Below are 18,254 nucleotides of genomic sequence, written 5' to 3'. Positions count from 1 at the left end.
TGACGACGCGTGCCCGTGAACCAGGAGAAGGAACAGCCGCGCCGCCGCCAGGCCCGCGGCGAGCGCCGTATCGCCCAGCTCCTCGAAGCCGCGGCCACCGTGTTCTGCTCGACGGGGTACGCGGCCGCCAGCACCAACGCCATCGCCCGCGAGGCGGGCGTCTCACCAGGCACGCTGTACCAGTTCTTCCCGAACAAGGAAGCGATCGCGATCGAGCTGAGCGGGCGGCTCATGCACGAGATGCGCGAGACGTACGGCGAGGCGCTCGCCCCGGTGGACCCGGCGACCCCGCTGGAGGAGGCCGTCGCGGCCGCCGTCGACCGCTTCATCGACTTCAACTGCCGGCACCCGGTGGTCTTCACCCTGATGCACGGGCCGGACGTCCCCGGCCGGATCGCCGAGCAGCACGACGCCGTGCACGCGGCCCTGCTCGCGCGGATCGAGACGCTGCTGACCCCGTTCCTCCCGGACGCCTCGGCCGCCGACATCTCGCGCACCGCGCACGTCTGCGTGGCGATGTACAAGGCCGGCCTGGAGCTGGTGCTCACCCGCGAGGGCGAGGAGCGCGCCGCCTACGTGCAGGAGCTGAAGAACGTGCTGTTCCGCTACCTGGAGCCACTGGCGGGTGGCGACTGCACGCCGGGGAGCCCGGCCGGCACGCCCGCACCCGCAGCCCCGGCCCCCTGACCCGGGAGCCCCGCCCACCCGGGCGGACCTCCCTTGGATTCATACCCCTAGGGGGTATAAGCTGGACGCCAGGAAGGGTTACTCGAACCCCACCCGCCCCGACAAGGAGTAACGACATGACCGCCGAGACCGACACCCAGGGTTCCGTCACCGCCGTCTACCAGGTGAGCGGCATGAGCTGCGGGCACTGCGAGGGCGCCGTTTCGGGCGAGATCACCCAGCTCCCCGGTGTCTCCTCCGTGAAGGCCGTCGCCTCCACCGGCGAGGTCACCGTGGTCTCGGCCGCTCCGCTGGACGAGGAGGCCGTACGCGCCGCCGTGGACGAGGCGGGCTTCGAGCTGGTCGGCGCGGTCTGAGACCGGGCACGGACACCGGCACACGGATGTCACGGACACGGACATGACGAGCACGGACACGACGAGCACCCTCGCGGCGGCGTCGGAGGGCGGGCCCCTCCGCGAGGTCGAGCTGACCATCGGCGGGATGACCTGCGCCTCCTGCGCGGCCCGCGTCGAGAAGAAGCTGAACCGCCTGGACGGGGTCACCGCCTCGGTGAACTACGCGACCGAGAAGGCGAAGGTCAGCTACCCGGCAGGGGTCGAGGTCGCCGAGCTGATCGCCACGGTCGTGAAGACCGGCTACACGGCCCAGGAACCGCCAGCCCCCGCTCCCCCGGCCACCACCGCGCCCGCGGCGGCCACCGGGAGCGGCGAGGAGGGCACCGACCCCGAGCTCGCCGCCCTGCGGCAGCGGCTCACCGTTTCGGTGCTGCTCGCCGTACCCGTGGTCCTCATGTCCATGGTCCCCGCCCTGCAGTTCGACAACTGGCAGTGGCTCTCGCTGACGCTCGCCGCGCCGGTCGTGGTGTGGGGCGGGCTGCCGTTCCACCGGGCCGCGCTCACCAACCTCCGGCACGGCGCGGCCACCATGGACACCCTCGTCTCGGTCGGCACGCTCGCCGCCTTCGGCTGGTCCCTGTGGGCGCTCTTCCGCGGCCACGCGGGCATGCCGGGCATGCGGCACGGGTTCACGTTCACCGTCACGCGCGAGTCGGCCTCGTCGGCGATCTACCTCGAAGTGGCCGCCGGGGTCGTGGCGTTCATCCTGCTCGGCCGCTATCTGGAGGCCCGCGCCAAGCGGCGCGCGGGCGCCGCGTTCAGGGCGCTGCTGGAGCTGGGCGCCAAGGACGTCTCGGTGCTCCGCCAGGGGCGCGAGGTACGGATCCCGGTGGCGGACCTGGCCGTCGGCGACCGTTTCGTCGTCCGCCCCGGCGAGAAGCTCGCCACCGACGGGACGGTCGTCGAGGGCGCCTCCGCCGTCGACGCGTCCATGCTGACCGGCGAGTCGGCACCGGTGGACGTGACGGTCGGGGACCCCGTCACGGGCGCGACCGTGAACGCCGGGGGCCGGCTGGTCGTGGAGGCGACACGGGTCGGCGCGGACACCCAGCTGGCACGGATGGCACGCCTCGTGGAGGACGCGCAGAACGGCAAGGCACAGGCGCAGCGGCTCGCCGACCGGATCTCGGCGGTGTTCGTCCCGGCCGTCGTCCTGATCGCGGTCGCCACCTTCGGTGTCTGGCTCGGCGCCACCGACGACACCACCGCCGCCTTCTCGGCCGCCGTCGCGGTGCTGATCATCGCCTGTCCGTGCGCGCTCGGCCTCGCCACCCCGACGGCCCTGATGGTCGGCACCGGCCGGGGCGCGCAGCTCGGCATCCTCATCAAGGGCCCCGAGGTCCTGGAGTCCACCCGCCGCGTCGACACCGTCGTCCTGGACAAGACCGGCACCGTCACCACCGGCCGGATGACGCTCGGGGAGGCGCACACCGCCGAGGACGTCACCGAGGAGGACGTCCTCCGCCTCGCGGGCGCCGTCGAGCACGCCTCCGAGCATCCCGTGGGCCGGGCGATCGCCGCGGGCGCCGAGGAGCGCCTGGGCCCGCTGCCGCCTGTCGAGGGGTTCGAGAACCTGCCCGGGAAGGGCGTACGCGGGCGCGTGGAGGGCCGTACGGTCCAGGTGGGCCGCATGACCCCCGAGAGTCCCCTCCCCGAGCCCCTGAGGGTCGCCAAGGAGGCCGCCGAGGCCGAGGGGCGCACGGCGGTCGTGGTGACCCGCGACGGCGTGACACTCGGTGTCGTCACGGTGGCCGACGCGGTCAAGGAGACCAGCGCCGAGGCCGTACGGCGGCTGCGGGCCCTCGGGCTCACCCCGGTCCTGCTGACCGGGGACAACACCCGGGTGGCCCGGTCCGTGGCCGCCGCGGTCGGCATCCCCCCGGAGGACGTGATCGCCGAGGTGCTGCCCCAGGACAAGGTCGACGTCGTGCGGCGCCTGCAGGGCGAGGGCCGTACGGTCGCGATGGTAGGGGACGGGGTCAACGACGCGGCCGCGCTGGCCGCCGCCGACCTCGGGCTCGCCCTCGGCACGGGGACGGACGCCGCGATCGAGGCGGGCGACCTGACGCTCGTTCGCGGGGACCTGCGGGCGGCCGCCGACGCGATCCGGCTGTCGCGGCGCACCCTGTCCACGATCAAGGGCAATCTGGCCTGGGCCTTCGGCTACAACGTGGCGGCGCTGCCGCTGGCCGCCGCGGGACTGCTCAACCCGATGATCGCGGGGGCGACTATGGCCTTTTCGTCCGTTTTTGTGGTAACGAACAGCTTGCGACTCAGGACATTTTCATGACCGCCGGGCAAAAGTCCCTCTAGAGTCCGGAAGCAGCCTCACATAAGCTCTTCACAAGGCTCGCGCATCATCCTTACGCTGGGGTCTCGATCACCGATTCGCGTCGCTTGCGTATCTTCAGGGGATATCGCGGGAGACGCAGATCACAGTGGTGTGAACGTAACCACCGAAGGGGTTCGTGAGTCTAAGTTGGCGATGTCAGAAGCGTCTTGGGGGGCGTGACTGACATCTGGGGATGTCTTGGGGGACGTTCCCGGAATTGCGTTGCCGGGGCACGTGCACCGGGGAGCTTTGAGCGGCCCTCCCGTACGTACGCGTCCCGGCAGACCGCACACCGCCACGCACGCACAACAGCTTCATACAGAGCAGGCCGGCTTCCGCTCGGCCCGCGCAGCGATTCAGGCGCTGGTCCACCAGACGCCCGGCCGGATCCCGTGGGGGGAATCCGCACCGGGACATGGGAAGGCGCCCTGCTCGCCGGCCCGTGGGGGGACCAGCGTTGCAGGGCGCCTTCTCGCATGTCTTTTTTGGCTCGGTTCGCCTCCGGGGCGCCTGTTGCCTGTGTCGAGAGCCCGATCGTGCTCGACCCTTCGGGCCTCCGCGCGTTCGGGCTCTCGACACAGGCGCGCCCCTTCGGCTCACTCGCCGTAGGGCACCCTCTTCCGTAGCGGGACACCTCGCGGGACAGCGTGTCGCGGGACGGCGCCCGACGGAACCGCCGGGCACAGAAAAGCGGGCCCGCACGGACGGCTCTCCGCACGGGCCCCTCTGCTACACGTACTCGGCTCAGCGGCCCTCGACCGGGACGAAGTCGCGCTCGACCACGCCCGTGTAGATCTGGCGCGGGCGGCCGATGCGGGAGCCGGGCTCCTTGATCATCTCGTGCCACTGGGCGATCCAGCCGGGGAGGCGGCCCAGGGCGAAGAGGACCGTGAACATCTCGGTCGGGAAGCCCATCGCGCGGTAGATCAGACCCGTGTAGAAGTCCACGTTCGGGTAGAGGTTGCGCGAGACGAAGTAGTCGTCGGAGAGCGCGTGCTCCTCCAGCTTCAGCGCGATGTCCAGCAGCTCGTCGGACTTGCCGAGGGCCGAGAGGACGTCGTGCGCGGCGGCCTTGATGATCTTGGCGCGCGGGTCGAAGGACTTGTACACCCGGTGGCCGAAGCCCATCAGGCGGACGCCGTCCTCCTTGTTCTTCACCTTGCGGATGAAGGAGTCGACGTCGCCGCCGTTGGCCTGGATGCCCTCCAGCATCTCCAGGACGGACTGGTTGGCGCCGCCGTGCAGCGGGCCCCAGAGCGCGGAGATGCCGGCGGAGATCGAGGCGAACATGTTCGCCTGCGAGGAGCCGACCAGGCGGACCGTGGAGGTCGAACAGTTCTGCTCGTGGTCCGCGTGCAGGATGAGCAGCTTGTCGAGCGCGGAGACGACGACCGGGTCGAGGTCGTACTCCTGGGCCGGGACCGAGAAGGTCATGCGCAGGAAGTTCTCGACGTAACCGAGGTCGTTGCGCGGGTAGACGAACGGGTGACCGATCGACTTCTTGTACGCGTACGCCGCGATGGTCGGCAGCTTGGCGAGCAGGCGGATCGTGGAGAGGTTGCGCTGCCGCTCGTCGAACGGGTTGTGGCTGTCCTGGTAGAACGTCGACAGGGCGCTGACCACGGAGGACAGCATCGCCATCGGGTGGGCGTCGCGCGGGAAGCCGCGGTAGAAGTTCTTGACGTCCTCGTGCAGCAGGGTGTGCTGCGTGATCTCGTTCTGGAACGTGGAGAGCTCGTCGACGGTGGGCAGCTCGCCGTTGATCAGCAGGTACGCCACCTCGAGGAAGGTGGAGCGCTCGGCCAGCTGCTCGATCGGGTAGCCGCGGTAGCGGAGGATCCCCTGCTCACCGTCGAGGTAGGTGATGGCGGATTTATAGGCAGCGGTGTTGCCGTAGCCGCTGTCCAGGGTGACCAGACCGGTCTGGGCCCGGAGCTTCCCGATGTCGAAGCCCGTGTCGCCGACGGTGCTGCCGATCACCGGGTAGGTGTACTCGCCGTCGCCGTACCGCAGTACTACAGAGTTGTCGCTCACGTCATCCCTCACCGACGTAGTGCCTCTTCTTCGAGGTGCCCTGACTGTCTCTACCATCCCCCAATTGGCTCTGGAGAGTGCACTCGGGGTCGACCATCGGGCCCATCGGCGGCACTGAGTGCCGCCAACTTGCTCATCCTGCCCCCTCCGTCCAACATCTGGAAGGGCTGTGTGACCTTTCCGACTCGTTTGATCGATCAAATTTCACTCACGGGTCGCACGATCGGCACGAGAGGTTCTCACGAAGCGGGCCCAGAGCTAAAAAACCCGTGGTGCGAGCCGGAAGTCGAGAGCCGTGCACCGGCGGCCGGCGGAGACCGTGCGGACCGCCTGGCCGATGGCCTTGCGGGAGCCGACCAGGACCACCAGTTTCTTCGCCCGGGTCACCGCCGTGTAGAGCAGGTTGCGCTGGAGCATCATCCAGGCTCCGGTGGTGACCGGGATCACCACGGCCGGGTACTCACTGCCCTGGGAGCGGTGGATGGTCACCGCGTAGGCGTGCGCCAGCTCGTCCAGTTCGTCGAACTCGTACTCCACCTCCTCGTCCTCGTCGGTGAGGACGGTGAGCCGCTGGTCGACGGGGTCGAGGGCGGTGACGACGCCGACGGTGCCGTTGAAGACGCCGTTCGCGCCCTTGTCGTAGTTGTTGCGGATCTGGGTGACCTTGTCGCCGACGCGGAAGACCCGGCCGCCGAACCGCTTCTCGGGCAGGTCGGGGCGGGCGGGGGTGATGGCCTGCTGCAACAGCCCGTTGAGGGTGCCCGCGCCCGCCGGGCCCCGGTGCATGGGCGCCAGGACCTGCACGTCCCGGCGCGGGTCGAGCCCGAACTTGGCCGGAATACGACGGGCCGCGACGTCGACCGTGAGCCGTCCTGCCTCCTCCGTCTCGTCCTCGACGAAGAGGAAGAAGTCCTTCATGCCGTCGGTGACCGGGTGCTGCCCGGAGTTGATCCGGTGCGCGTTGGTCACCACGCCGGACTGCTGGGCCTGACGGAAGACCTTGGTGAGCCGGACCGCCGGGATCGGGCCGCCGTCGGCCAGCAGGTCCCTGAGGACCTCGCCGGCGCCGACGCTCGGGAGCTGGTCGACGTCCCCGACGAAGAGCAGGTGCGCTCCCGGCGCCACCGCCTTCACCAGCTTGTTGGCCAGCAGGAGGTCCAGCATGGACGCCTCGTCGACGACCACGAGGTCGGCGTCCAGGGGGCGGTCCCGGTCGTAGGCCGCGTCGCCGCCGGGCTTCAGCTCCAGCAGGCGGTGGACGGTGGAGGCGTCGGCGCCGGTCAGCTCGGCAAGGCGCTTGGCGGCGCGGCCGGTGGGGGCGGCCAGCACGACCTTCGCCTTCTTGGCGCGGGCCAGCTCCACGATCGAGCGGACGGTGAAGGACTTGCCGCAGCCGGGGCCGCCGGTGAGCACGGCCACCTTCTCGGTCAGCGCGAGCCGTACGGCCGCCTCCTGCTCGGGGGCCAGCTCCGCACCCGTACGTCCCCGCAGCCAGGCCAGCGCCTTGTCCCAGGCCACGTCGTGGAAGCCGGGCATCCGGTCCTCGTCCGTGCGCAGGAGGCGCAACAGCTGGGCGGAGAGGGAGAGTTCGGCGCGGTGGAAGGGGACGAGGTAGATGGCGGTGACGGGGTCACCGCCGTCCTGGCCCGGCACCTTCTCGCGGACGACGCCGGGTTCGCCGGAGTCCTCGTCGGGCAGGGCGAGTTCGGCCAGGCACTCGATGACCAGGCCCGTGTCGACCTGGAGGAGCTTGACCGCGTCGGCGATCAGGCGCTCCTCCGGGAGGTAGCAGTTGCCCTGGTCGGTGGCCTGCGAAAGGGCGTACTGCAGGCCCGCCTTGACGCGCTCCGGGCTGTCGTGGGGAATGCCGACGGACTGGGCGATCCGGTCGGCGGTGAGGAAGCCGATGCCCCAGACGTCGGCGGCGAGCCGGTACGGCTGGTTCTTCACCACCCCGATCGAGGCGTCGCCGTACTTCTTGTAGATGCGTACGGCGATCGACGTGGACACCTCGACGGTCTGGAGGAAGAGCATGACCTCCTTGATCGCCTTCTGTTCCTCCCAGGCGTCGGCGATCTTCCTGGTGCGCTTGGGGCCGAGACCGGGGACCTCGATGAGGCGCTTGGGCTCCTCCTCGATGATCTGGAGGGTGTCCAGGCCGAAGTGCTGCGTGATGCGGTCGGCGAAGACGGGCCCGATGCCCTTGACCAGGCCGGACCCCAGGTAGCGGCGGATGCCCTGGACGGTGGCGGGGAGGACGGTGGTGTAGTTCTCCACCGTGAACTGCTTGCCGTACTGCGGGTGCGAGCCCCAGCGGCCCTCCATCCGCAGGGACTCCCCCACCTGGGCCCCGAGCAACGCGCCGACGACGGTGAGGAGATCACCGCCGCCCCGGCCGGTGTCCACGCGCGCGACGGTGTAGCCGTTGTCCTCGTTGGCGTAGGTGATGCGTTCCAGCACGCCTTCGAGAACGGCGAGACGCCGCTCCGTGGGCTCGTTGTTCCCCGCCTGCTTGGACATGATCCGACGGTACCGGCAGGGTGTGACGGTCGGATGGGGCGGAGCGGGGCCGCGGTCTCGGCGGCACCTGGCCGGAACCCTTCGGCGCCTACCCGACCTTGCGCAGTTCCCCGTCGCCGAAGACCGCCACCATGACGAGATTTCCGCCCAGCGCCTCGACGTACCTCGCCACGACGTCCGTTCCGGAGACCTGGCGGCTCTCGATCTGCGAGACCCTGCCCTTGGTCACGCCCATACGCTCGGCGACCTGGGCCTGGGTGATCCCGCGCTCCTGACGCATGTCGGCCAGGCGCCAGGCGCGGGCCTCAACGAGCATGGTGTGTGCGCCTTCGAGGAACGCGTCCCGGCCGCCGGCCAGTTCCTCCGCCCGCTCACGATGTGCGCTCGCCGACCATGTGACGTGTCCGCCCACTTTCCCGACTCCTTCTTCCGATCAGCGACGTACTCGGCGTACCGGCGTTCGGCCAGCGGAATGGCCACCTCGTACCTAACCTTCGAGTTTCCGCCTGCGTCTGCGGCGAGGTGACCCCGACCAGGCGAACTTCCCCCGGGGCGCGGCAGTCACCCCTCAGCGGGCCTCTTGAGGGCTTTGAGGAAGGAGGTGAAGGCGGGGGTGGAGAAGGTGAGAGTGGCTCGGGACGGGGCTTTGGAGTCGCGGACGGCTATGCGGGTGAGAGTGGGGGCTATCTCGACGCAGGCGTTGCCGTCGTCCGGGCCCGAATAGGACGACTTCCGCCAGTTGCACATGGGCGCCTCACAGCTCTCTCGCCAGCCGGTCGATGCAGTCGCGCGACTGTTCGGGGATTCGCTGTTCCAGGACAGCCAGAACGTCGTTACTCGGTCCGCCTCTTGAGGGCTTCGAGGAAGGAGGTGAAGGCGGGGGTGGAGAAGGTGAGGGTGGCTCGGGAGGGGGTCTTGGAGTCGCGGACGGCTATGCGGGTGGGGGTGGTGGCTATTTCCACGCACTCATCGCCGTCCCCATCGCCCGAGTAGGACGACTTCCGCCACTTCTCCATGGGGTGCCTCACAGCTCTCTCGCCAGGTTGTGGATGAACTCGCGCGACGCTCCGGGTTCCAGCGACGCGTCCTCCACTCTACGGAAACGTGTTCGATAACTGTTGAGCTGCGCCTCGGAATCGATGAAGACCGAGCCATGAGGCGCATCGCGTACGACCGTGTCCAGCTTGGACAATGGGCCGCCCACAAAGGCCATCGCGCTGGCGGCCCTGGCGAAGCCGTCCAGATCGAAGGGGATGACTCGCACAGTGACGTTGTCCACCTCGGACAGATCCAGGATCTTGGCGAGTTGCGCCCGCGAGGCGGCGCGGTCACTGACCCTGATACGCAAGGCCGCCTCGTGGATCACCGCCTCGTAAGGGAGTGCGACCGCCTGGCGGGCCATTCGATGCCGGATACGCAACTCCACTTCCTCCTCTGTGAGTTCCGGAAGCCGGGACGAGAAGACAGCGCGCGCGTAGTCCTCCGTTTGCAGCAGGCCCGGCACATACAGGATGGCCACGTGGCGTTGGAACCGGGCATGGTGCTCCAGCTCGGCCAGGTCCAGGAACGGCGTGGGCAAGAGCCCTCGATACTCCTCCCACCAGCCTCGTGTGCGATCGGTGGCCATCGCGACCAGGGCATCGATGAACTCCTCGTCCGTGCAGGCGTAATGGGACGCAAGGCGGCGGAGCCGCAACTCGCTCACGCCCGCGAGCGCGGACTCGATATGAGTGATCTGGGCAGGGCTCACTCCGAGCAGTGACGCCGCCTCGCGGGAGGAAAGTCCAGCCGCCTCACGGAGCCTGCGCAGCTCATTCGCCAGACGCATCTGACGTGCCGTTGGCTCGCGCCTCTTCACCATCGAATGGCCCTTCCAAGGTGCCCGCAGGCGCGACTCGTTCGGTGTCAGATTACGCGATCGACTTGCCGCGTCCCTAAATTTAGATCTACCGTCAGTGATGAACAATCCACGCTACGGAAGCGCACCGCCCCGTCCTGCCATGACGGCGTCGGCAATGCCACCGCGCCCAAATACCCCTCCCCCACCGGAGTTGATGCCCCATGCCCGAAACCTGGGACTACACCCTCCAGATCCCCAACGACCCCCGAGCCGTCCCCGTCTGCCGGCGCACCCTGCGACTGATTCTCACCGTGCACGGGCTCCTCGGACTCGCGGACCTCGCCGAGCTGCTCGCGACCGAGCTGATCTCCAACGCCGTCCGGCACACCAAGGGGCCCGCCGCGTTGCGGGTGCGGCGGTCGGCGGAGGGCATGGTGTGGATCGGGGCCTGGGACGCCGATCCCGAACCGCCCCCGCCCCCGCAGCCGTTGGAGGGTGGGGGCGAGCTGGAGGACGGGCGGGGGCTCGGGCTCGTCGTGGCCTGCACGCCGTACTGGGGGTGGACGCCGTCGGCCAGGTTCGGCGAGCGGGGGAAGTACGTGTGGTGCGAGCTGGTTGCGGCGTGAGGCCGGGGGCGGCTACCTCGCCACCCGGTAGCGCAGAAAGACGAAGCGTGAGCCGAAGGTGCGGGTTTCCACGAGGTCGAGGTTCACCCGGCGCTCGTCCCGGGAGAAGAACGGGATGCCGCCGCCGACCAGGACCGGGTAGAGCATGACCTGGTACTCGTCGATGAGGCCCGCCTCGGCCGCCTGGGCGGCCAGCGTCGCGCCGCCGATCGCGATCTCGCCCTCGCCCGGCTCGGCCCGCAGGCGCTCGATCTCCTCCGCCGGGCTGCCGGAGGCCAGGCGGGCGGTGCCCCGCACCTCCGACAGCGTGGTGGAGAAGACCACCTTGGGGAGCGGGTTCCAGAGCGACACCCACTCGCGCTCGGGATCGTCGAGCTCCCCCTCCTGCTCGGCCGTCTCCCAGTACAGCATCGTCTCGTACAGCCGCCGCCCCAGCAGATGGACGTCGACCCCGCGGATCTGCTCGATCCAGAAGCGGAAGACCTCCGGGTCGGGGGCCGACCAGTCGAAGCTTCCGTCCGGCCCGACGATGTAGCCGTCGAGCGAGACGTTCATCGAATAGGTCACTCTGCGCATCGGGAGTCCTCCTCGGTGACGGGTTCGTCACTATGACCGCCGGACGCCGCCGGACTCATCGCGGCTCGCGGGATTCTCCCGGCCGGTCACCTCAAGCGCCTCGGCGGTCACCTCACGCGCCCCGGTCACGATTGGATTCCAGCCACCGCCGGCCTCCTGTTTCCCCGCCGTGTAATCGATTCCAATCCTCCGTACACGCCGCGGGCGCCCAGGACGAGGCGAAGAAGCTGAGCGTGGACCTGTCCGTCACCGACGCGCAGAACGACGCCTCGCAGCAGGCCAACCAGCTGCAGAACTTCACCAGCGAGGGCCTCGGCACGATCATCGTCAACCCGGTGGACTCCGACGCGGTGACCCCGGCGGCGAAGGCCGTCGACAAGGCGGACATCCCGCTGGTGGCCGTCGACCGCGCGGTGAACGGCGCGAACACGGCCGCGCTCGTCGCCTCCGACAACGTCAGCGGAGGGAAGCTGGCCGCGAAGGCGCTCGCGGAGAAGCTGGGCGGCAAGGGCGAGATCGTCATCCTCCAGGGCCAGGCGGGCACCTCCGCCGGCCGGGAGCGCGGCGCCGGCTTCGCCGAGGGACTGAAGGACTACCCGGGCATCAAGGTCCTCGCCGAGCAGCCCGCCGACTGGGACCGCACCAAGGGCCTCGACGTGATGACGAACATGCTGCAGGCCAACGCCGGTGTCGACGGCGTCTTCGCGGAGAACGACGAGATGGCGCTCGGCGCGATCAAGGCGCTCGGCTCCAAGGCCGGGAAGTCCGTACAGGTCATCGGCTTCGACGGCACGGCCGACGGGCTGAAGGCCGTCAAGGCGGGCACGCTGTACGCGTCGGTCGCGCAGCAGCCCACCGAACTCGGCCGGATCGCCGTGCGCAACGCCGTGAAGGCCGCCGAGGGCGGGAAGGTCGCGAAGTCGGTGATGGTGCCGGTGAAGGTGGTCACGTCGGAGAACGTGGCCGGGTTCGGCGGCTGACACGATGCGGTGGCCGGACGGGGAGCGCACGCGCTCCGTCCGGCCGCCTCGGCCTTTCCGGGTCCTTCGGTTCCGCCGGGGAGTCTTGATCGTTCCGGGTCCTACGGTTTCGCCGCGGGTCCCGACCGTTCCGCCCGTCGGCGCGACCGGCCGCCGGGCGGCCCCAGTACACCTGCACAGGGAGATGGATCATGTACGACTACGACCTCCTGGTCGTGGGATCGGCCAACGCCGACCTGGTGATCGGCGTCGAGCGGCGGCCGGGGGCCGGGGAGACCGTGCTCGGTTCCGACCTGGCCGTGCATCCGGGCGGCAAGGGCGCCAACCAGGCCGTCGCGGCGGCCCGGCTCGGGGCGCGTACGGCGCTGCTGGCGCGGGTCGGCGACGACGGCCACGGGCGGCTGCTGCTGGACTCGCAGCGCGCGGCCGGGGTCGACACGGCGGGGGTGCTGGTGGGCGGGGCGCCCACCGGGGTCGCGCTGATCACGGTGGACCCGTCGGGCGACAACAGCATCGTGGTGTCGCCGGGCGCCAACGGAAGGCTGACCCCCGAGGACGTACGGGCGGCGGACGCGCTGCTGCGGGCCTCGCGGGTGGTCTCGGCGCAGTTGGAGATCCCGTTGGAGACGGTGGTGGAGGTCGTACGGCGGCTGCCGGAGGGCACGCGGTTCGTGCTGAACCCGTCGCCGCCCCGGGAGTTGCCCGCCGAGGTGCTGGCCGCCTGTGATCCGCTGATCGTCAACGAGCACGAGGCGCGGGTCATCGTCGGCGGTGAGCTGACGGGTTCGCCGGAGGAGTGGGCGCGGGCACTGCTGGCGCTCGGGCCGCGTTCGGTGGTGGTGACGCTGGGCGCGGAGGGGGCGCTCGTGGCCGGCGCCGGGCGGAGCGTGCGGGTGGCGGCCGTGAAGGTGGACGCCGTGGACACCACGGGGGCCGGGGACGCGTTCACGGCGGCGCTGGCGTGGCGGCTGGGTGCGGGCGCGGAGCCGGCCGAGGCCGCCGCGTACGCGGCCCGGGTGGGGGCCGTCGCCGTCACCCGGGCCGGGGCGCAGGTGTCGTTCCCGACGGCGGAGGAGGTCGAGGCGCTCTGAAACGGTCCGGGACACTCAACCGTCAGCCGGCGGGCGCGGTCGCCGAGTCGGGGCACGGGCACGGGGTGCCGGTGTGCGACGCGGGGATGCCGGTGCCGGACGGGCCGAGGCTGGTCGGCCTGGCGTTCCGCGCCGGGGTGCCGTCCTTCGCGGAGGTGCTGGAGGACCGCTTCCCCGACCTGGAACCGGTCACGCACGAGACGTTGAAGGAGCCGGCGGCCGGCGCGCGGCTGATCGTGTGGACCGGGGAGGCACGGCCGTACGCGAACGTGCTGCTGCGGTGCGGGGTGTTCTTCTGAGGGAGTCGCTTCCGCGGCGGCGGTTGCTGCTGTTGAGCGGGGCGTTTCCGCGGGGGTGCGCGCGAACGTTTCGAGGGGCCCGGTCCATGGACCGGGCCCCTCGGCTCTCCCCTCCCCGTCAGGACTCCCGCGATCCCCCCGGATCCCCCGCCGGAACGCCCTGATGCCACTTACGACACTCGGAGTGCCGGGAGGGTTGCACCGGGTGCGGAATTTCTTTGGTATGCCAACGCGGGGCGGCAGCACGGCCATTGAGGAGGCGGCACAAGACTGTTCGAATTATGTCCCGATGGTGTCACTTCACCGGCAAGCGCGTTGCGGGTGCAACGGGTTGTGGGAGAGCATGTTCGAGACGTAGGTGAACCGACACACGGGGGTGGACACGACGTGAAGTTCGACATGGGGTCGACGACCCTGGCGGACCTCGGCAAGAGCACGCTCGGATCGAGCGACGACCTCGGAACCCTGATCCAGCTGCTGATCAGCGCGGCGGAACCGCTGGAGGGCAAGTTCAACGGCGCGGGCAAGCTGGCGTTCGACTCGTTCAAGAACCGGGCGGACGAGATCACCGCGGATCTGAACGGCTCGCTCGCCGCGATCCTGGGCGGTCAGTCGGGCATGGACAACGCGTTCGGCACCGGTGACGTGGAGTCCCAGGACAACGCCAACCAGAACATGGGCCTGGCCAACTTCGACGCGGCCCGTTTCGGCGCCCGATAACCAGCGACGAGCAGGAACGAGGGGGAAGTACTCATGGCTCAGAACCAGGACCGCCGTTCGTACGACACCGGCGCCTCCGGCGAGGTGCAGACCGCGCTCGGCACGATCGTGGGACAGCTGGAGCGGGTCCTCGGCGACCGTGACGCCGCCGTCAAGGCCGCGATGACCGAGTTCCAGGCCGACGGCGTCTCGGACGACTACCACGGCAAGGAAGAGCGCTGGAAGAAGGCCGCGGGCGAGGTCCGCGAGATCATCCGCCTGGTACGCACCACGCTCGAACAGAACGACGGGACCGCCCAGTCCACCCTGGCGAAGGCCCGCGCGGCGGTCGACCAGATCGGCTGACCGGGCGGCCGGCCGGCGGCCGGTGAATCGAGTGACAGAGACGTGAACGGGGTTCCGTAGCCGTGGCAGCGCAGGATTACGACAGCCAGTTGCTGGAGTCGGTGTCGGTGCGGCGCCGACGGCTGCGGGACGCCCTGCTGTTCGGGGCGCAGCGGCAGCGGCGCTCGGTGGACGAACGGATCGGGAAGGTCTTCGCCGGGATCGTCATCGCGGCGGTGCTGTGCGCGGGGTGTGTGGGGTGGTCGTTCGTGTCGAACCGCATCATCGGCAAGAGCCCGTACGGGGGTTCGGTGCAGCCGTCCGGCACCCCTTCCCCCTCTGTCTCCACAGCGGTCTCCACGGCCCCGACCAGCACTTCTACCCGGTGATAGGTTCGATCGCGTGATGTCTACGGGGACGTTGGGGCAGGCCACGGGCGGGGCGCGGAGCGCGCTCAGCCGGGTCACGCTGGTCGGTGAGCGGCGGCGGGTGGACCTCGTGCTGCCCTCGCGTGAAGAAGTCGGGCTGCTGCTGCCGGAGATCATGCGGCTGCTGGACGACCGGGTCGGCAGCCGGCCCGAGTTGCGGCATCTGGTCACCGCGGACGGTTCCGCGCTGGCCCACGACAGCACGCTGGAGTCGGCCGGGGTCCCGGACGGGGCCGTCCTGCGGCTCGTCCGGGCCGAGGACGCGCCGTCGGCGCCCGTCGTGCACGACGTCACGGACGAGGCGGCCGACGATCTCGACGCCCGCGGCGGGCGCTGGCGGCCGGCCACGCGCCGGATGACCGCCGGGTTCGCCACGGTCGGCTGGGCCGTGGCCGCCGGGGTGTTCGCACGGACCGCGTACGAGCCCGGGGTGGTCGCCGCCACGCTGCTCGGTGTCGCGCTGGTGGCCGCGCTCGCGGGCGCGCTGCTGGGGCGGGCCGGGAAGCGGGGCCTGGCGACGACCCTGATCGCGACGGCGGGTGCTCTGGGGCTGCTCGGCGCGTGGACGTCGGCGGAGGCGCAGGACTGGTCCGGGACGGCGCGGCTCGCGGCCCTGGCCGCGGCCGGGGTCGGCACGCTGGCCCTGCTCGGGCTGTTCACCCCGCTCGGACGGGGTGGCCTGGTCGGGGCGGGGGCGCTCGGCGGGATCTCGGTCTGCTGGCTGGGGGTCGCCGCGGCCGTCTCGGGAACGGGGTCGCCGACGGCGGCGGAACAGGCCGAGGCGGGGGCCGTTCTCGCGGTGGTCTGCGTGGTGGTGCTCGGGCTGCTGCCCCGGCTGGCGCTGATGGCCTCGGGTCTCTCCGGTCTGGACGACCGGCGCTCCGGCGGCACCTCCGTGAGCCGCTTCCAGGTGTCGGCGGCGCTGACCGCCACCCACCGGGGGCTGGCGCTGGCGACGGTGACGATGGCGGTCTCCTCGACCGTGGCCGGGGTGTTCGCGCTGCGCGCGCCCACCACGTGGACGGTGCTGCTCGCCGTGGTGACCATGGTCGTCCTCGCGCTGCGCGCGCGGGCGTTCCCGCTGGTCGCCGAGGTCGTGGTGCTGCTCGGCGCGGCGGCCGTGCTCGCGCTGCGGCTGGTCTCGGCGTGGCTCGACCACTCCGGCGGGGCGGCCGGTCCGCTCGCCGTCCTCGCCGTGCTGGCCGCGCTGGCCGCGCTGCCGCTGCTGGTGCTCGCCGTGCAGCCCGCCGAGCATGTACGCGTACGGCTCCGGCGGTTCGGCGACACCCTCGAATCCATCGGCGTCATCACTCTGTTCCCGCTGCTCATCGGAGTGTTCGGCGTGTACGGACGACTGCTCGACACGTTCGCTTAAGGGCTGGGGGCCGGACATGGCGCAGGCAGGGGACTGGCAGCGGGATGTGCTGCGCGAGCTGGGCGGGCAGGAACCGGCACCCGGGGGCGACGACACCGCCCCCGCCCCGCCGGCCACCCCCGCCCGACGGGGCGAGCCGACGCTGAGGCTGGTGCGGTCCGTGCCGCCCGAGTCGGCGGAGGGGCCCGGGGAGGCGGCTGGGTCGGGAGCGCCGGATGCGTCCGGCGGCACGGTGGCGCCGGGGGCGGCCGGGGAGCCGGGGCTCGCCGGAAGCGGGAGGTCCGCGCGGCGGGCACCGGAGTACGGCCCGGCGGCCGGGGAGGCACCGGCGCCGGGCGCACAACGGCCGGGGCCGACGGCGCCGCCCGCGCAGCCGGGGCAGACCATGCCCGCCGCGCAGCCACCGGCACAGCCGGGCCACGGCACCCGGGCGTCCGAGCAGGGCACGCCCGGCGCCCCGCAGCCCGAGCAGCAAGCACCCACCGCGCAGCCGCCTGTACAGCAGGCGCAAACGATGCCCACCGCGCAGCCACCGGCACAGCCGGGCCACGGCACCCGGGCGTCCGAGCAGGGCACGCCCGGCGCACAGCGACCCGTACAGCCCGAGCCCACCGCACAGCAGCCCGAACAACACGCACCCCCCGCGCAGCCGCGGCACGACGCCCGGCCACCCGTACAGGCAACTCCCCCCGGGCAGCAGCCCGTACGGGCGACGCCCGCCGCGCAGCCTCCGCTGCAGCCGGGGCACGGCACCTGGGCGTCCGGACAGGACACGCCCGGCACGCAGCAGCCCATCCCGCCGGGGCCCGCCGCACAGCGGCCGGGGCAGCAGGTGCCCCCCACGCAGCCGCCGGTTCAGCAGGCACCCCCCGCGCAACCGCGGCACGATGCCCGGCCGCCCGTACAGGCAACCCCCCCAGGGCAGCCGCCCGTACGGTCGACGCCGGTCGAACACCCGCCGGCTCAGACCTTCTTCGCCGCTCAGCCCCCGGAGGGGCCCGTGCCGGGGGACGGAGGTTCGTCCGGGGTGCCGGTGGGGCGGGGGGCGCGGGCGCCGCAGACGCCTCTGCGGGCGCCCGACTCCGTGCCCACCATCGACCCCCGGCTCGCGCACGCGCTCGGGCGGCCGCAGCACGGGGACTCCGTGGTGCGGCGTACCGGGCGGTCGATCCGTAAGCTCGCCTCCTCCGCCGCGCAGGACGTGGCCGAGGAGACGCGGATCGCGCGGGAGCTGCAGCAGCCGGTGACGACGGGGCGGGTGATCGCCGTGACGTCGATCCGGGGCGGGGTGGGTAAGTCGACGACGGCCGCGCTGCTGGGGCGGACGTTCAACCACTACCGGCACGACCCGGTGCTCACCATGGAGGCGGACGCCGCCCTCGGCACGCTCCCGGTGCGGATGGGCGCCGACTCGGTGCGCTGGGCCGCGGCCGATCTGGCGCGGATCGTCAACCCGGCGATGCAGCTCACCGATGTCACCGGGTACCTGGTGCCGGTGTCCGACGGCGGCTGGCTGCTGCCCGGCAGCCAGGGCCGGGTCGGGGCCCCGCTGGACATCCGCACGTACCGCACGGTGACCCTCGCCCTGCGCCGCTACTTCGCCGTGACCGTGGTGGACTGCGAGACCCTGCCGGGCGAGGTGGCCCGTACGGCGATGGACACGGCCCACGCGCGCGTGGTCGTCGCGCCGATGACCGCCGAGGGCGTCAACGGCACCCGCCAGGTGCTGGACTGGCTCGGCCGACTGCCGCACGCGGCGCTCGGCTCCACCGTCGTCGCGCTGACCGCCACCTCCCCGGACGTCACCCTCGACCGTGACACGGCCGTCGCCCACCTCAAGGAGTCCGGCGTCCACGTCGTCCCCGTCCCCTACGACCGTCATCTCGCCCAGGGCGGCCCCATCCGGACCGCGCTGCTGGGCCGGGAGACCCGGGCGGCGGCGATCACGCTGGCGGCGGAGGCGATGACGCGGGCGGTGCGGATGCGATGAGCGACCACCGGTACGAAGCAGAAGGGGTCCGTCC

Annotated in this window: 18 protein-coding genes and 1 pseudogene; 12 read left to right on the top strand and 7 right to left on the bottom strand. The window is 71.4% G+C overall.

Going from position 1 to position 18,254, the window contains the following annotated elements:
* Positions 1–9: 9 nt before the first annotated feature.
* From SCAB_RS28070 to SCAB_RS28060, 3 genes are all read left to right on the top strand, one after another.
* Positions 10–687 (top strand): TetR/AcrR family transcriptional regulator, encoded by a 678-nt coding sequence (locus tag SCAB_RS28070; protein WP_013003468.1) that lies wholly within the window; start codon positions 10–12, stop codon positions 685–687.
* 116 nt (positions 688–803) lie between these two features.
* A complete protein-coding gene (locus tag SCAB_RS28065) occupies positions 804–1,043 on the top strand; it encodes a heavy-metal-associated domain-containing protein (RefSeq protein WP_013003467.1) in 240 nt (79 codons plus the stop codon).
* 43 nt (positions 1,044–1,086) lie between these two features.
* Positions 1,087–3,375 carry a heavy metal translocating P-type ATPase gene (locus SCAB_RS28060; protein ID WP_013003466.1) on the top strand — a complete coding sequence of 763 codons (2,289 nt, stop codon included), beginning with the start codon at positions 1,087–1,089 and terminating at the stop codon, positions 3,373–3,375.
* A 786-nt stretch (positions 3,376–4,161) separates the two neighbouring features.
* Here the strand turns inward: SCAB_RS28060 and SCAB_RS28055 are convergent.
* From SCAB_RS28055 to SCAB_RS28035, 6 genes are all read right to left on the bottom strand, one after another.
* Entirely contained in the window at positions 4,162–5,451 is a 1,290-nt protein-coding gene (locus SCAB_RS28055; protein ID WP_013003465.1) for a citrate synthase, read from the bottom strand.
* A gap of 258 nt (positions 5,452–5,709) precedes the next feature.
* Positions 5,710–7,971, bottom strand: coding sequence for an SF1B family DNA helicase RecD2 (gene recD2, locus SCAB_RS28050; RefSeq protein WP_013003464.1), 2,262 nt, complete (start codon positions 7,969–7,971; stop codon positions 5,710–5,712).
* Positions 7,972–8,059: 88 nt separating this feature from the next.
* A complete protein-coding gene (locus tag SCAB_RS28045; protein ID WP_013003463.1) occupies positions 8,060–8,383 on the bottom strand; it encodes a helix-turn-helix domain-containing protein in 324 nt (107 codons plus the stop codon).
* Positions 8,384–8,532: 149 nt separating this feature from the next.
* Positions 8,533–8,718, bottom strand: coding sequence for a DUF397 domain-containing protein (locus tag SCAB_RS45325; protein ID WP_013003462.1), 186 nt, complete (start codon positions 8,716–8,718; stop codon positions 8,533–8,535).
* Between the two features lie 86 nt (positions 8,719–8,804).
* Positions 8,805–8,987 carry a DUF397 domain-containing protein gene (locus tag SCAB_RS28040; RefSeq protein WP_013003461.1) on the bottom strand — a complete coding sequence of 61 codons (183 nt, stop codon included), beginning with the start codon at positions 8,985–8,987 and terminating at the stop codon, positions 8,805–8,807.
* Between the two features lie 8 nt (positions 8,988–8,995).
* Positions 8,996–9,832 (bottom strand): helix-turn-helix domain-containing protein, encoded by an 837-nt coding sequence (locus SCAB_RS28035; protein ID WP_013003460.1) that lies wholly within the window; start codon positions 9,830–9,832, stop codon positions 8,996–8,998.
* Between the two features lie 200 nt (positions 9,833–10,032).
* On the opposite strand from SCAB_RS28035, the gene SCAB_RS28030 reads away from it, so the two are divergent.
* Entirely contained in the window at positions 10,033–10,437 is a 405-nt protein-coding gene (locus SCAB_RS28030; protein ID WP_013003459.1) for an ATP-binding protein, read from the top strand.
* Positions 10,438–10,449: 12 nt separating this feature from the next.
* On the opposite strand, the gene SCAB_RS28025 is transcribed toward SCAB_RS28030, so the two are convergent.
* Positions 10,450–11,013, bottom strand: a complete 564-nt coding sequence (locus SCAB_RS28025; protein WP_013003458.1) for a dihydrofolate reductase family protein — start codon at positions 11,011–11,013, stop codon at positions 10,450–10,452.
* Between the two features lie 203 nt (positions 11,014–11,216).
* On the opposite strand from SCAB_RS28025, the pseudogene SCAB_RS28020 reads away from it, so the two are divergent.
* From SCAB_RS28020 to SCAB_RS48690, 8 genes and pseudogenes are all read left to right on the top strand, one after another.
* Positions 11,217–11,993 (top strand): annotated as a pseudogene (locus SCAB_RS28020) (substrate-binding domain-containing protein); the annotation flags it as partial.
* A gap of 191 nt (positions 11,994–12,184) precedes the next feature.
* Positions 12,185–13,084: a ribokinase gene (locus SCAB_RS28015; protein ID WP_013003455.1), complete on the top strand. Its 900-nt coding sequence runs from the start codon at positions 12,185–12,187 to the stop codon at positions 13,082–13,084.
* On the top strand, positions 13,081–13,383 hold the full coding sequence (locus SCAB_RS28010; protein ID WP_041670981.1) for an RbsD/FucU domain-containing protein: 303 nt from the start codon (positions 13,081–13,083) through the stop codon (positions 13,381–13,383). Before SCAB_RS28015 ends, SCAB_RS28010 begins: the two co-directional genes overlap by 4 nt.
* 387 nt (positions 13,384–13,770) lie before the next feature.
* Entirely contained in the window at positions 13,771–14,103 is a 333-nt protein-coding gene (locus SCAB_RS28005) for a hypothetical protein (protein WP_013003453.1), read from the top strand.
* 33 nt (positions 14,104–14,136) lie between these two features.
* Positions 14,137–14,448: a pore-forming ESAT-6 family protein gene (locus tag SCAB_RS28000; protein ID WP_005486398.1), complete on the top strand. Its 312-nt coding sequence runs from the start codon at positions 14,137–14,139 to the stop codon at positions 14,446–14,448.
* Positions 14,449–14,510: 62 nt separating this feature from the next.
* On the top strand, positions 14,511–14,816 hold the full coding sequence (locus SCAB_RS45320; RefSeq protein ID WP_013003452.1) for a hypothetical protein: 306 nt from the start codon (positions 14,511–14,513) through the stop codon (positions 14,814–14,816).
* A 16-nt stretch (positions 14,817–14,832) separates the two neighbouring features.
* The gene (gene eccD, locus SCAB_RS27990; RefSeq protein WP_049875787.1) at positions 14,833–16,230 is read left to right on the top strand and encodes a type VII secretion integral membrane protein EccD; all 1,398 of its coding nucleotides are present in this window, start codon (positions 14,833–14,835) and stop codon (positions 16,228–16,230) included.
* 16 nt (positions 16,231–16,246) lie between these two features.
* Positions 16,247–18,220, top strand: coding sequence for a hypothetical protein (locus tag SCAB_RS48690; RefSeq protein ID WP_013003450.1), 1,974 nt, complete (start codon positions 16,247–16,249; stop codon positions 18,218–18,220).
* The last annotated feature ends 34 nt before the right edge of the window (positions 18,221–18,254 follow it).

It is taken from the genome of Streptomyces scabiei 87.22 (genome assembly GCF_000091305.1).
Classification (GTDB): Bacteria; Actinomycetota; Actinomycetes; order Streptomycetales; family Streptomycetaceae; genus Streptomyces; species Streptomyces scabiei.
Note: the sequence above shows the minus strand (reverse complement) of the source record. Positions and strands in the feature narration are given on the sequence as shown.